This is a genomic window from Oceanobacillus longus (assembly GCF_042650085.1).
GTDB classification, from domain to species: domain Bacteria; phylum Bacillota; class Bacilli; order Bacillales; family Amphibacillaceae; genus Oceanobacillus; species Oceanobacillus longus.
This window is the reverse complement of sequence record NZ_JBHSAO010000011.1, coordinates 380,303-396,279: the sequence shown is the minus strand read 5'-3', so window position 1 is coordinate 396,279 and position 15,977 is coordinate 380,303. Positions and strand designations below refer to the sequence as shown.

Sequence of the window (15,977 nt, the reverse complement as noted above, 5' to 3'; positions counted from 1 at the left end):
TATCCCTCCATTTTCAAGAGGGATATTTCATCAATCAATTATGCTTTTTTTCTTCTTTGTATGAAGTAAAAACTAAACCCAGCTGTAAGAAAAAGAAAACCGATTAACAACCAATTATACATACTTGTAGCTGTATCAGGTAGTTCCTTCCCATCTTTATTATCCTTTTCATCTTTCTCGCCTTTCTCATCTATCTTATCCTTCTCATCTTTCTTGTCTTCCTTGTCTTTTTCGTCTTTAACAACTTCCGAGTCATTTTCTTTATTCATTTCGAACACTGTGAAAACACTAAAATGATTTGTTGCAGCAGAGACTACACCATTTTCAAATTCTCCACCTACAAGCTCCCATTCATTTTCTTCAACATTCAAATAGAATACCTTAACGTTTTCTTGATTTTGAACGTCCTTCGTTACTTCAAAATTTAAAGTAATTGGATCTTCAAATTCACTGATAATCTCATTGTCTTGCTTAATTGTAAAATCATAGACTGGACTTAGGCTATCCACGTCTAGATTTAGTTTTTCAAGCGAAATGGAAGCTGCTTTATTTCCATTTTTGAAAACTGACATCGGAATAACCAAGTTAACATCATTATTGACAATACTTAGTGATATATTGTTCTTTTTCAACAAACTCATTTGTTTTTCGCTTATCTGTAACTCTACTAAAGATGTTTTTCCTTCATTAGAAACGTTAATTTCTAAAATTTCAACATCTGCAATAGAATTAAATATTTCGTCATCAAGTAATGCTATTTTATTTTTTATTACTGGTGACACAGGAATAACATTATTTTTTCCACTTTTCTTCTCATCAACTTGCTCATCTGAAGGGGATTTCCCTTCATCCTTATTAGGTGACTTATCTGTTTTAGGTGACTCTTGTTCTTTATCAGCCGACTCATCTGGAACAGTTACCTGCTCATCTTCTTTATCATCAGCAGGTAATTCATCGCCATCTTCTTCAACGTTTTCTTCTGGTACATCATCCGACACAAACGTGAATGTGACATCTTCTACCATTGTCTTACCGTCATAATCTTGAATATCTTTACTGATAACAACGATGTATTCACTGTTTGGTGCTAATGGTTCGTTCGGTGTCCAAGTAATGAACTCAGATAATTGAATAGAAGTGTCTGGCTCATAATAACCAGGTCTATCCTCTACCTGTTTGAAACCATCGTATCCTTCTAATGTAAACGTTCCATCTACTACTTCATCATCTTTAAGCACTTGAATATAAGAATCGATGTTACTTTCATTTATCAAGCGATCAAATTCGATAGTAATCACATTATCTTCCACCGCTACAGCTTCAACAATCGGCTCATAATTCCTTGTTAATGGAATATCCAGTTCTGTTTCGGCTGGCGGTACTGTTACCGTACGGCTGATATACGTATCATATCCTTCTTTACTGAAGATTACACGCCAATCCCCTCTAATAACATCCCAACCATAACGGCCATCTTCATCTGTAACTTGAGGATTAATTTGGCCAAAGAATTCCGCATCCCACTGGTGCCATCCACCTCTAACTTTTTCTTCCACCACAGCTGTGGCACCTTGAACACGATAATCCATACTACCTTCAAAAACATATCCAGATGGGTCAATGAGCACAATTACTTCCATCAGCGGCAATTTAACATTCTGGTCATTAACAATAAACTGTAAGTCCAGCATTTGTTCACCATAGGAACTCCATGTTCCTGGTATTACTGCATGATAGCTATCTCCATCCTTAGTTAAGGAATACGCTTCTCCAAGGAAGCCGATAGATGCATCGTCCACATCTCCGTCAAACTGTACTGTGACATCAATTGGCGTATACTCTGCAATCGCAGCCGTTACCACACCAACATTAGGATTCACCGAAATATTTTGGTTCCATCCCGCGCTAATAGTAACATCCGTTACTTTCGGAATCTCAGCATTATACGTAACACTTACCGGTTTGGAATAGGTTGTACGCTGTCCATCCGTGATTTTAGCAACTAATTGATGTGAACTGCTTTCACCTGAAACAGGAAGTGTAACATCCGCAAACCACCATTTCGAGTCCGTTGACGTCTCTGCCAGTAAAACATCACCATCATAGATAGATACTTCGGCTCCTGGCTTTACACTGCCATATACCGTGATTTTAGGATCAGCAGTAACGGATGGTGCATTTAATGAAATAAATAACACTTGTGAAGCTGTTGTATATGATTTTTCTGCTTCTCCGCCAATAGAAATCGTACCCGTCGAAACTAAAGTTTCAGCAGCCATAGAATCTACATCTGCTTTAAATGTTACCGATCCACTTTCCCCTACTTTCACTTCATCAAGTATAATTACACCATTCTCCATATCTGCTTCCACTTCTTTACCATCAAGAAGGATAAGTACAGATTCTTCCACCATCTCTAATTCTGGAGATAGATTAAATGAGATTTCTACATCTTCCGCTGCTTCATCTCCATTATTTTGGAAATCAAATCGGTATTCTAGATCTTTTCCAGGAATAACCGTTTGCTTGGAAGCAGTAAACCCATTTCCTTCACCATTAAAGTTACCTTCACCAGGTTCCTCCAACATAAATACATATTCTTCAAATTGCGGCTGTATGTCTTCTATCGTTATATTTGGAAGGTTATAGGCATTGGTGCTTAATGTATATATTCCTCCCTGCACATTGCTTGCTTTAAAATATCCATTCGCATCTGTTTGTGTCCAGTTAGAACTCCAACGCGATCCTTCTTTATAGAGATTGATTGAAACATTCTTAGCTGGCTCCCCATTTTCCTTATAAAGTTTACCATGAATATATGTTTCAGATTGCATTTTAATCGCACCTAAATCTAGTGTGTTATTGTCAAATTGATCTGCAGTCACTTGAATGACTTCGGATTGATATCCAGGCATCGAAATATCTATCGTTAAATCTTCTGGAGTTAATCCTCCAACATTCATTACCTGTCCGTTTATCTCACCATATTCATACGTTTGGTCGCCATAAATATAGTAGCTTGCACTTAATGCATTTCCCTCTGTATCCGTAACTGCACCAGTGATACTTGCACCAGATTTTAGAACAACTTCAATGGTTTCTGTGTCTTCGCTTAGCTTAACTTTTCCATTGTGCGTAATATAATCATTCGTACGAACATTTAGCTGGTAATCATAGCCAATAACCGCATCTTCTACTTCATAGACCCCATTATCACCCTGGATATTCCAGAAATAGTAATCACCACTGTTATATCCGAAATCTTGCATTGCCTTTGAGCTATAAAGGGACAAGTACTCAACAGAATCTACTGGATTACCAGCTTCATCTGTAACTTGTATCGAAATATTCTTCGTTACTTTTTCTTTTTCCTCCAGTTGGAATTCAAATGGATGACTTACATAATCCTGTTCATCCTCAACTACAATTTCCTCCAGAACAGATTTATAGTTTTCATTACTATAAATAATCACTTCATAGTCACCTTTTGGTAGCTCTACGGTGTTTCCAGCACTGGACCAAGTTCTAAAATACCCATCTTCATCGGTAAATCCATACATGTAAAAACCGTTGTTTCCAATCCCTTCAATAGAATACTCTAATCTTTCCTGGATTGGATTACCTTCAGAATCGGTAACTTTCAAAGAAACTTCTTTGTAGTCCTCTACTGCATAGTCCGTTTTCTCATATAAATATTGTACAGCTACTTCTTCACCATTTTCATTGATGGCTTGTACAACGATATCGTAATGTGTATTTGAAGCTAGTCCACCTATTGTATATTCAAACGTATTTTTGTCTAACGTTTCAACTTCTTCACCATTTAAATAAATTTGGTAGCTTTCAACATCCTCATCGTTACTGACCCACCAATCAACATGAATGGATGAATCCGTTATTTCATTTACATATACATAGATCTCAGGAGATAAAGCTTCGTCATAAAAATCTACATATACTCCTGCATCTTTTAAGGTTTCTATCGCATCTAATGAATCTGTATTTTCAAGGTCTAATGGAAGGTCCCAAATATACAAATAGTCCATCTCTGTTAACGATTTAAGTGCAGTAATATCCTTTACCGGATTACCCTCTAGATATATTCCTCGCAAATCTTTTAAATTCGCTAATGGAGTCACATCTGTAATTTTATTATTCACAAGATCCACGTATTCTAAGTTTACTAGATTTGACAGCACACTAATGTCGGAAACATTATTATCCCATAGTATTAGATCATTTAAATAGATTAAATTTTCTAATGGCGATATATCCTGAACAAAATTATTGTATAAATCAAGTGACATGAGATTTTGTGCATATTCTATCCCGGACAAATCACGTATTCCATACCCTGCGGCATAAAGATATAACAATTTCTCCATGTCTTTGGTAGTAATCTCTCTACTGTCAATGCCGAGCTCATTACGGATTGCTTCTTCAAGATTACGGTCCTTAAACTCGACAACCTCTGATTTCCTGTCAAAGTCCAGTACGATCGGTTCTGCTGCATAGTCCCCATCTTTATTTACTCGAATAATAAAGCTATCCAGCTCATCATACTCGTCATTATAAAAATGAACATAATGTTGCCCTTCAGACAAAGTAAATAAATTATCTCCAAAGCTTTCAACCAGGTAACCATCCTGATCTACATATCCATAAAAAGAAACATAGTAATCTCCATGGAGCGTATATAAATCAAACGAACTAATCTCATCGCTTAACACATCTGCGTTCTCAACTTGTATTTTTGCATCTACCTGATATTTTTCAGGAATTTTAGTTCGCTTATCAAAGTAAAGATAATTTTTACTTCCATCTTCATACACTGCTGCTAACTCGAAGTTGTAATATTCATTAGGCTCTAAGTTCTCGAAAGTGTATGACCGAACATCAGAATCGAGCTCAAACGTTTCCCCATCCTGATAAATCTCAAAATAGGATACCTCCTGATTAACTTCCCAATTCAAAGTAATGGAATCTTCGGTCACATCATCTATATATCCATAAAGATGTCCATCAATTCCATCGGCATAAACTTCTACTCCAGAATCAAGCAGTGTGAATAATACTTCCGAATCAGAAATAGTATTGTTTCCTTCCAGATATACACTTTCTAACTCTGCAAGAGAAAGTAATGGTGTAAGATCCGTTATACTGTTATTCGATAAATCTAAATATCTAAGTTTAGGCAGGGAATCGAGAATAGATATATTGTTTATTTGATTTCCCCAAAGATATAATGATTCTAAATTATTTAAGTTCTTTAAAACATCTATATCCTTAATATTATTTCCTGAAAGATAAAGAGTTCTTAAAGAATCCATATTTTGCAATGCAGATAAATCCTGTATATGATTATCATCTAAATCAAGTGTATCTATTTTTTCCAAACCGATCAAAGGAGAAATATCCTCAATGTTATTACCATATAAATAAATAGATTGTAAAGAATCTAGGTCACTGAGTGGAGATAGATCACTAATTTCACTATATGTTATTGAGAGATTCCACAAATTAACCGCGTACTCCAAGCCCTTGAGACTATCAACTTTTTGATTATACACATCGATACCATATAGTTTTTTCATATCTTCCTGTGTAATGTCACGGTGGTAGATACCCAATTCCTTAGCCACAGCTTTTTCTAAGTTTTCACTCTCAAACTTAACTAATTCGCTTTGGCTATCCTCACCCATTGTCTTCACAATAAATGCTTCCCAATCTGTTAATCCACTTTCATATTTCACTGAAACATCGACTTCATATGGCGTGTTGGATTCCAGATCTGCAACAACAATACTTGTTTCATTACCGTTTAACGCAAAGGTTTGTTCTGTATAATTTCCTTCATTTGTAAAGACTGAAACGTCATAGCTTGTTACTCTATCTTGCTTATTCCACTTTAACTCAATGGAATCTCCTGTTACATTTCCTATTTGAATGTCCAGCGGTTGGGATTCGATATTTTCATCAAAAACTAGATTTATAGGGTTCGCAACGTAATCAACATCTTCTTGGATTTCTATTTCAAACCCCTGCGAGCGACTATGATCTTCGCTATCATAAACGATGACGTTATAGTTGCCAATTGGCAATTTCAAGTTGTCTTCGTCATAATATACGTCTCTCTCATTTAGATAACCGTAGTAAGAAATGTCTTGATTCGCTTCATCCAAGCCTTCAATCCGGACTTGATACCATGCTTCATTTTCATCTAACGCATTGCCTTCTTGATCGGAGACTTTTATACTTATTTCTTTAAATTTAGAATCGTCGTATTCCGTGGAGAACCATCCGTCATATTGGACAGACGGACTATCATTTTTATGCCCGATAATAGAAATGTTATATTCTGTATTCGGCTCAAGCCCTTCAAATGTATAAGAATATTCATCAATTGTATCTATCAATTTACCGTCAACAAGTAACTCAAACTTGTCGTGTTCCGTATCGGTATACCAAGATAATGAAATAGCATTATGTGACGAATTGAAATCATTTAATTCGATGTAGTTGTTATAGTCATCATGATCTTCCTCTAAGTCAGTATCTTCGCTAATCTGGGTATCTTCTTCGTTCAGGTCATTCTCTTCGCTAACCTGGGTATCTTCTTCGTTCAGGTCATTTTCTTGCAAGTCATCTGCATTAGTTAAATGCAAAACTGCTTCTGATTTATTTCCTTCTGCATCTTTAAGGATGAAGTGCACATCCCCATCACCTTCTTCAAGGATAAAGTTCTTAAATTGACCGAATGTCATATCCTCACTAATACCATATAAGTCACTTAAAGAAACGGAACCCTTTCCATCCGTAAATGAAATTGTCCCACTAGTTCGATCACGATAGGAATATTCGGCCTCTATTGTATTCTCTGAAGCTGTTAGAGTAAGCTCTTCTATAAGAGAGGAATCATCCTCCCAACTAGTCCCGGTAATGACACCGCCCTCAATAAAAGATTGATAGCTAAATGAAAAGGTATTTTCTCCCTCTTTCAATACTTGTCCGGCATGACCGCCGATTAAAAACTCCATACGTTCTAATATAGTTGTGTCGCTTACAGAAACTTCTGCTTCGTTATTAATTTTTTCTGCTTCTATTAAAACTTCATTACTAAAGATGTTGTTTCCCTCTTCAGAATAACCAATAATTTTATATGTATAATTGCTAGTTGAAGTTATTTCCGAATCAGTGTATTGATACTTTGAATAGAGGTTACCATCTTCTTCTGATTCTATTTCCTCAATTAACAGTGCATCATCTATGCTTATTTCTTCTCCGTTTTTATATAAGGAAAAATCATAGTTATTTTGCACGTCACTTTCAGAAACATACCAATTTAGGACATTCGAACCCTCTTCCTGTTTCACCTCCAGTTTAAAATCAGATGCTGTTACAGTTTCCGCTGCACTATAGTGATTAAGTGGAGTTAACACTATAGAAAGCATTAGGGAAATAATAGATAGAATACTAAAATACCTTCGACTCTTCTTCACAATCTTTCCTCCCAAAAAAAATTAATAGCGCGAACTATAGAAAGCATTACCAAATTATCCAATATTTCACACAAATTATATTATACCCGAACATAATAATCCTGTTAAGACTTTTTTCCTATTTTTAATAAAAATTAATGATTCTTTAGAATCATGAAGGACAGTTCCTAGGCTTCCAAATATCTGAAAGCCTAGGAACCATTTCTATTGCTCGACAACGACAGTGGGAACCCATAAGAATAAAACCTAATCCAGATGGACAACTATTAGTGCACATTAGCTCATTAATACGGCGGGGGACTGGGTCTAAATCTCCTTTAAAACACAAAACAGCCCAAAGGTTACAAACTTTTACCTTTGGGCTGTTTTGTGTTTTAAAAAATATAATTGCATTAAGCTGCTGGATTATTACTAATAGACTTATTATCAGGTTGTGCTGCATTTATCATTAAGAAAATAGCAGAAAGGATATGCATAATCATACCGACCCCTGGGATCCAACCAATACAGCTAGTAATGATCCCTAAGACACTACCTACTGTTTTACCTTCATCCTTTTTGGTCATTATTAATGTGACAATATGTAAGATTAGCATAACAAGTAACGGTGTCCAAAACAAAGAAACAATGAAAGTCCCACCAAGGACCGGAATCGCTAGAAATGCTTCGAATGCTCCAGTAACCCATTTTAAAATTCTTGATACTGACATTTAAATTTCACCTCCTTCACTAACTAAATCTATTTTACCACAACTTTTTACCTAATCAAATAAATCTTGGGAATTTTAGGTAAATTATTTGTTTATTCTAATTTTGAATAGAAAGTTGGTTTAATATCCTTTTAGTGAATTATATACTTAATTCTGGGGCGTTAAAAAGAGACTGACCATTTAAGATCAGCCTCTTTTTAGATATATCTAGAGAAACTATTGATTAGGTTAATTATAATTCAATGAGGGTATGGTTTATATTCGTGCCTGTTCAGTACCCGAATGAATGATTTTTTAACAGACAGCCATCCACTTTAAGTGCAATTCGCTTTGTAAAAAACCTCCACTGTGAGGATATTCCAGAGAATCTGTGAGCTAGGGTCTTCTTCGATTAAAGATCTGACATAGGATTCTTCAATTAGCGAAGGCCATATGCAACTAGTTAAATCGTCTAATAAGAAAAGTTCCCAGAATGGAACCATATAGGTTGTTGGCGTTGTTCGAAATTATGTGGAATTATATATCAATGACTGGACAACGATATGTAACGTCTCTCCAAACAACCTCATGCTGACATATATAATTGAGAATTACGTTTTAATTCTTCTCGATTAAAACTCATTTTTACAGCATACCTTTATATACTTGTTACAATTGGCTTATCCGGAAAATCAAACTTCCTTGTATCTTTTTGCCATCCAGGCACGTACCTTTTCTTGGGACTAACTGGGCCTCTAAATGAACATGATATCCCTCGACTCCATTTTAATCCAATACCAGAAAATAAAGTAACCCTTACCCACACATAAAACACCCCATAATTGGTATATTCCTAGTAAAAGTCAACCAATTATGGAGTGTTATTAATCAGTCTAATCTTCATAAAAACTGAAAACCTTTAATCCTCATAACAACGCAGACCAAGAGACTTGTCCTGGTTGCCCTCACGAGATTGAGGTACCTGTCACACCGGCCCAGACCTAGAACTAGTTACTTTCAGAAGCCTCCAATTTTATTTCATTTGGTACTAAAAACCCTTTAAATTTATACTCATCCTCTATTTCGATGGTCACAGTTGCTCGATCGCCAGATACTAGCGGATCGCTTTCCTCCAGGATGATGGAGAAAGCTTTAGTTTCTTCGGGATCATCTATAGCACCAATACCCGTGAAACTAGCCCAGTTATCATCCAAAGTCTGTACCTCTCCTAGCTGGAGGCTTTCGATTTTTATTCCATTAGCTTTATCCTCAAAGAAAAGAGTTCCAGTTGCTTCTCCGTAGGCCTCCTGGCTGATAGACATTTCAATGACAGGCTTTTGGCCCTTTCTTGGAGGATTCACTTCCAAGAGTTTTCCATCGACATCTATATCAGCATTTTTACTAAAAGATGCTGGGCGACTTGGCATATTGCCGGAACGTTTAAGAGCTTTTCCTGCTTGAGTTCCCGTTAATTCCCCTTCTTCAAGCGCTAACTCCCCGTTCACATAAACCTGATAAATCCCTTCAGAATACTGTTTCGGTTCATCAAAGGTTGCATGGTCGATTATTGTATTTGAATCAAAAATGGTGATATCTGCTACCATACCTTCTTTAATCAGCCCCCTATCAGTCATTCCAATCATCGTAGCGGGTAAACCAGTCATTTTGAATATAGCTTCTTCTAACTCTATTAATCTCTCTTCTCTAACATATTTTCCGAGAACTCTCGGATGCGTTCCGTATCTTCTCGGATGAATGCTCGCAGAATCTGTCACGCCTCCATCAGATCCTATAGCTGTAGTTGGATTTTGAAGAATTCTTTTGAAATCCCCTTCATCCCCAAAATAATAGATGGTGCGTACATTACCATCTTCCTCTATAATTCTCATTACAGCTTCACCTGGACTGACATTCTGACTATCGGCGATCTCTTGTAATGTTAGTCTCTTTTCAGGGAAATAGACATCGTCAGCACTTTCTCCTCTACTTAAGATTAATTCTTCAATTTCCTCACTAATTTGTGGCCGTAATTCAGGGTCGTTGAAGCGATCAAGCATCGCCTGTCGCCCACCATCTTCTACCCAATTGGGCACAATCGCTGTAATTCCAGTTTGGCTTGCTAAATAAGGATAGACATCTGCAGCAGCGTAAGTGCCCCTAGCGTTAGCTTCTTCAATCAATCCTATAGTTTCTGCGGATTTCCCCCAATTATCTGGCCCCATTACTTTCATATGGGTAATTACAGGAACAAGTCCAGCTTGTTCACCAATTTCTATTATTTCAGCAGTGGCTTCGACTACCTGGTTATTTTCATTTCGAATATGACTTGGAAAGTTAGTTCTCCATCTTTCAGCTGCTTTCACCACTTCTATGATGTGTTCTGTTTCTGCATATGCTCCCGGCGTATAAGTCAATCCAGAAGAAATACCCCAAGCTCCGTCTTCCATACCTTTTTGTACTAGATTTTGCATCTCTCCTATTTCCGCTTCCGTAGGTTCTCGATCATCTTCACCTACTACTTCTTCCCAGACGGCATTAAATCCAAGATACGCTCCAATATTAATAGCCAACCCCTCTTCTTCAAGCTTCAATCTATCTGTTATATCTGCGCTACCAAAACCATCAGGATTTAACATTTCAGTAGTTACTCCCTGTGTTAGAGAGCTTTTTGCGACCGGAAGCAAATTTACGTTTGCGTGACTATGCACTTCGATAAAACCCGGTGCAATAATCTGTCCATCAACATCCACTTCTTTTGTTCCACTTTCTTCCGTTAAGTCTCCTATCTTATGGATATAACCATTTTTCACCCCAACATCGGCTTGATAAGAAGGTCCTCCTGTTCCATCAATAATTGTTCCTTTTCGTAAAATTAAATCATAGACATGTTCATCAGCTCTAGCTTTGGAGTTGGTGATTGTCGGTGTTAAGATACTAGCCAACAATAATAAAACTGCGATCCACAAAAAAAGATTATTTTTCTTTTTCATAGCCAATCCTCCATTTTTATTATTATATTTTGCCATTTCTTTCTACCTTTTCACCTCCTGAATATTCCTATATTTCTAACTTCTGTTTTTTCTACGATATTCCTTCATTTATAACAAAAAAGAAGAAAAAAGGGGAGAAAATGACTATTTTATTTGAAATGATATGGCTATATCCGGTAAGTTGTAACTACTAGAATAAATGAACAGTTATCACTCGATAGAACTGAACACTTTATGCACCTGTCAAGATTACTAAAAAGATAAAGAGATTCTAGCTTAACTAGAATCCCTTTTAAAATAATTATTGTAATAACTGCCAAACACCTTATGGTTGCTGGTTGGCTTGCTTTGCCGCTACGTCTTTCAATCGCAAAATAGACTATATCCTCACCCTTAAATCTCTAAGGGACTGGGCACTTCGAATGGGGATCGTTCTCCTCCACCCTACGAATCTCATTGCCATTGCTTCCGCTTTAGGCAGTACATTCTAGTCGTTGAACCTTCGCCAGGTTTTCACCACAGGCGCTTGGCTGCTGATTATCCATTGGTTCATTGTTTTGCTTTTTAAATCTTCACGTCTGCCGTTTCCAGCTGTGTTGTGGTACAAAACACTTTAGGAAGTTCCGGCAATTCATCCAGTTATGATCTAACCCATTACCAGATTAGACGCCCCTCTATCAAATTACTGATTATAATCTTCCAACATAAGCCGCTGGTCTGGTTTCTTTTACTTCTTTACAGATATTCCACGTACAAGAGTGACATCCTCACCTTTGTGCTTAAAGATAAGTTCTTCTCCCTCAATCAAGGAATAACTAACTCCATCTTTACCCATCTTCACATGTATTAGTCTTCCTTGATACTGTAAATGAAACTCCAACGAATCCCACTGTTTTGGTAAGTTTGGCACAAGGGACAATCCACTTTCTTTCACACGCACGCCGGCAAAACCATAAACAATTCCCAGCCAAGTCCCACCCATATTTGCCATGTGAAGTCCATCTTTCGTATTACCATGTATGTTGTCTAAGTCAAGTCTTGCTGTTTCATTGAAATACGCATACGCTTTATCTTGGTATCCAAGTTTAGATGCCATGATGCTGTATACACAATAAGATAGTGATGAATCATGTGTTGTTATACTTTCATAGTAATCATATGAATTCTTAATTGTCTTATAATCTGTTTCATCCTCCAATAAAAAGTGACCTAACACAGTATCTGCTTGTTTACATACTTGATAACGATATAGGGTAAGCGGATGGTAGTTTAATAATAATGGAAAATTTTCTTTTGGCGTTTCTTCTAAATCCCAACGTTTTTTTTGTAAAAAACTATCATCCTGTGCACTAATCTCTAACTTTTCATCATATGGAAGATACATTTTTTCTGCTGCTTTCTGCCATTCATCCACTTCATCTAACCCTAAATCAAGTTTATTCGCTAACGTCGCCACAACTCCCTTTGCTTTCATTGAATGATAAACTTTTGCAGCCCATAATAAATTATACTTAGCCATGACATTCGTGTAGTAATTATTATTTACAATACAAGTGTACTCATCTGGCCCAGTGACATCATCAATTCGGAATTGACCATTTTTAAAGTGCCCCGTATTCACCCAAAGTCTTGCTGTTTCAAAGAGTACCTCAGCCATATAGTCTTTCAAAAATTCTTCGTCTTTTGTGACAAGATAATATTGAATATAGCTATACGCTATGTCGGCACTAATATGATACTGTGCAGTTCCAGCAGGGAAAAATGCTGAACTTTCCCCACCTGTGATTGTACGCCATGGGAAAAGTGCTCCTTTTTTATGCCCCATTTCTCTAGCACGCTCTCTCGCACTATCCAATATGGAATAGCGTTGTAATAATAAATTTTTCGCAATTTCAGGGTTAATCATTAAGAATACCGGAAAAATATAAATTTCCGTATCCCAGAAATAATGCCCCTCATAACCTTCACCAGAAAGACCTTTTGCGGCGATGTTACTAATGGAATCTTTTCCAACAGACTGTAGCAGTTGATAAAGATTAAAGCGAATTCCTTCTTGCAAATGTTCATCCCCGCTAATTTTCACATCGCCTACACTCCAAAAATTGTCCAGATATGCTTTTTGCTCCGCTAAAAGATTTTCAAATATTGAGTCACCAATCTTATGTTGGATTTTCAACCCTTCTTCTATGACGTTTTCACCATGTCTTAATGTATCGGTATACACATTAAATTTTGTAAATTGTACGGGGCCATCAACAGCATAGACTTCTTCCACTGCCCCATCCTTTATATGACTCTCATAAAAATGATTTTCCACATCAACTTGTGAAGAGCTGATACAGGCAACATCCAAATTCGTTTCATACGTGGTATCTTTAATGACACTATATCTATCTATCTTTTTCACTTCTTCCACAGACAAACGTTTCGCATGGCCGGAGGCAACGCGTGGATCATTTTTATCAACAAAATTAGATACATCTCCATTAACATTAGAGACAATTCTGAGCTCTTTTATTTCGTCTAAAGGTTTAATCTTAATATCCAGTGCAAACAGTTCACGATGAACGAAGGAAACCAACCTTCTAAACTGCAATTGAACCTCTTTTCCAGCAGAAGATTTCCAGTGAATGATGCGCTCGGAGTACCCCTTATCTAAATACAACGTACGTTCAAAGGATAAGACCTCCCCCTCAAATAAAGAGAATCGTTCTCCATCAATAAAAATTTGTACGGATTGAGCATCAATTACGTTGACAAGCTTTTGCTGTTTATCTGGAAAAGCGTGTAACTTTTCCCCATATGTAATCTCAGTTTCATCGTGAAAAGCATTGATGTATGTACCACGAACTGATTTAAAATCATCTGTATAACCTTCTTCAAAATTCCCTCTTACACCCAGGTATCCATTGCCAAGTGATAAAAGACTTTCGTTGATTAAAAGGTTCTGATTATCTAATTCTGATTTTGTAAGTTTCCAAGTCATTTATTTAAATTCCTCCATATGCGAGAAAAAGCACCCCAAAAATATATCCTAGGAGCGCTATTTCAATTCTTTTGTTAATGTTTGGACACTTTCTCTTTCCACAATCTGGTGTTCCACAATCCGTTTCGTATCTACTTTTTTACCTTCCATCAATTGTTGTAATAAAAGTGCAGACTGTCTGCCAATTTCGTAAAAATCTTGTTTGGCGGTAGTAAGTGTAGGTTGCGTATACTCATTAATTACCAGTCCATCAAAACCAGTGATTGAGATATCTTCAGGGATTTTTAACCCTGTTTCTTTTACAGCTTTCATGACCCCATATGCCATTAAATCACTGAAACATAGAAATGCAGTAGGAACAACCTTAGCTTTTTCCAGATATTCTTTAGATAGCACGTATGCCTCTTCTTCAGAGAAGTTACCATATAGCACATTGGTATCCGAGACTTCTAACCCGTATTCTTTAAAAGCCTTTTCTACTCCGATAAGACGTTGGCTATTGACATAGGCTGCTTTTGTCCCTGCCATCACAACAATATGTGTATGATTTCGGTCTAATAAATACGAAGCGATTTCATAGCTAGCTTTAATATTATCGGTGGAAACACTACCAATATTTTCATAATGACTTTCTATATTTATATCAACCAGAACACAAGGGATATTTGTATCCAATAATTCTGTGAAATAGGGATCATCTACACGAATCCCCATTAAAACAGCCCCACCAATATTGCGATTCTGACAGAACTTTGCATAACTTCTTTGTTGTTGCTTCAGTGTGTCTGTTAGATAGATGGCAAGTTCATATTGTTTTTCTTCCACACCAGTATAGACGCCTTTAAACATATCAAATATGTTGCTATTATCTTTTCCTTCCGAATTTAAAAATCCAGATGTAATCATACCTATTGTCTTTTGTGTCTTGGACGATAGATTCTTAGCAACAATGTTTGGTGTATAGTTCATTTCATTAGCAATCTCTAATATCCTTTGCTTTGTCTTAGGACTAACATCCGGATAGTTATTGAGTGCTTTGGATACAATTGCGATTGAGACTCCAGCCTTTTTTGCAACATCTTTTATAGTAACCAAAATATCCCACTTTCCATTCTAGTATTTAGAGCTTATCTTTCGATTAAAGGGGGCTTGTTTGCTTGAAAGCATCTAATAGACTGCTGAAGACCAATTCCTTCGTATTTTCCAGTACTATATCAGCTCCCGCCTTTTTCATAACATCCACGGTACCTACACCTACCGCAAACATGTTCGCATCTTTAATTGCCTTAATTCCTGCTTCAGCGTCTTCAATCCCTATACATTCTTCCGGCGTTACTCCTAGATCCAAAGCAGCCTTTAGAAAAATATCTGGTGCTGGTTTACCGTTCTCGATTAGAGCGGGATTTACAATTACGTCAAAATAGTTAGTAATCCCCAATCTATCAAGAATAGTCGGACCATTTTTACTTGCCGAAGCTAAACCAATTTTTATATCATTTTCTTTTAATGCATCTAATAATTTTTTGATTCCAGGATAAATATGTTCTGGCTTTAACTCACTAAGCAAACTAACATATTCATTGTTCTTAGAATCAGCTAACTCTTCTTTTTGTTCATCCGAATAGTTATCTATAACCCCGCCATAGTCTAAAATTTTATTTAAACTATCCATCCGGCTGATTCCTTTTAATTCTTCATTAAATTCCCGATCAAAATCAATATGAATGGAATTTGCCATATTTCTCCATGCTTGAAAATGAAACTCTGCTGTATCGGTGATAACACCGTCCAAATCAAATATAACTGCTTTCAA

6 protein-coding genes are annotated in these 15,977 nt (G+C 36.6%); all 6 read right to left on the bottom strand.

The genetic code is table 11. The features are described from left to right. Positions 1-38 precede the first annotated feature (38 nt). Positions 39-7,499, bottom strand: a complete 7,461-nt coding sequence (locus ACFOUV_RS15750; RefSeq protein WP_379497738.1) for a leucine-rich repeat domain-containing protein — start codon at positions 7,497-7,499, stop codon at positions 39-41. 392 nt (positions 7,500-7,891) lie between these two features. Continuing rightward, positions 7,892-8,209, bottom strand: coding sequence for a hypothetical protein (locus ACFOUV_RS15745; protein WP_379497737.1), 318 nt, complete (start codon positions 8,207-8,209; stop codon positions 7,892-7,894). Between the two features lie 986 nt (positions 8,210-9,195). Continuing rightward, positions 9,196-11,178 (bottom strand): N-acyl-D-amino-acid deacylase family protein, encoded by a 1,983-nt coding sequence (locus ACFOUV_RS15740; RefSeq protein ID WP_379497736.1) that lies wholly within the window; start codon positions 11,176-11,178, stop codon positions 9,196-9,198. Between the two features lie 727 nt (positions 11,179-11,905). Continuing rightward, entirely contained in the window at positions 11,906-14,164 is a 2,259-nt protein-coding gene (locus ACFOUV_RS15735) for a glycoside hydrolase family 65 protein (protein ID WP_379497735.1), read from the bottom strand. Between the two features lie 57 nt (positions 14,165-14,221). Next, positions 14,222-15,259, bottom strand: coding sequence for a LacI family DNA-binding transcriptional regulator (locus tag ACFOUV_RS15730; protein ID WP_379497734.1), 1,038 nt, complete (start codon positions 15,257-15,259; stop codon positions 14,222-14,224). A gap of 43 nt (positions 15,260-15,302) precedes the next feature. Continuing rightward, complete coding sequence (gene pgmB, locus ACFOUV_RS15725; RefSeq protein WP_379497809.1) at positions 15,303-15,977, bottom strand: beta-phosphoglucomutase; 675 nt, start codon at positions 15,975-15,977, stop codon at positions 15,303-15,305.

Bases quoted from the DNA above. Each gene is read 5' to 3' on its own strand.
- ACFOUV_RS15745 (WP_379497737.1), bottom strand. From the start codon at position 8,209: ATGTCAGTATCAAGAATTTTAAAATGGGTTACTGGAGCATTCGAAGCA.
- ACFOUV_RS15735 (WP_379497735.1), bottom strand. From the start codon at position 14,164: ATGACTTGGAAACTTACAAAATCAGAATTAGATAATCAGAACCTTTTA.
- ACFOUV_RS15740 (WP_379497736.1), bottom strand. From the start codon at position 11,178: ATGAAAAAGAAAAATAATCTTTTTTTGTGGATCGCAGTTTTATTATTG.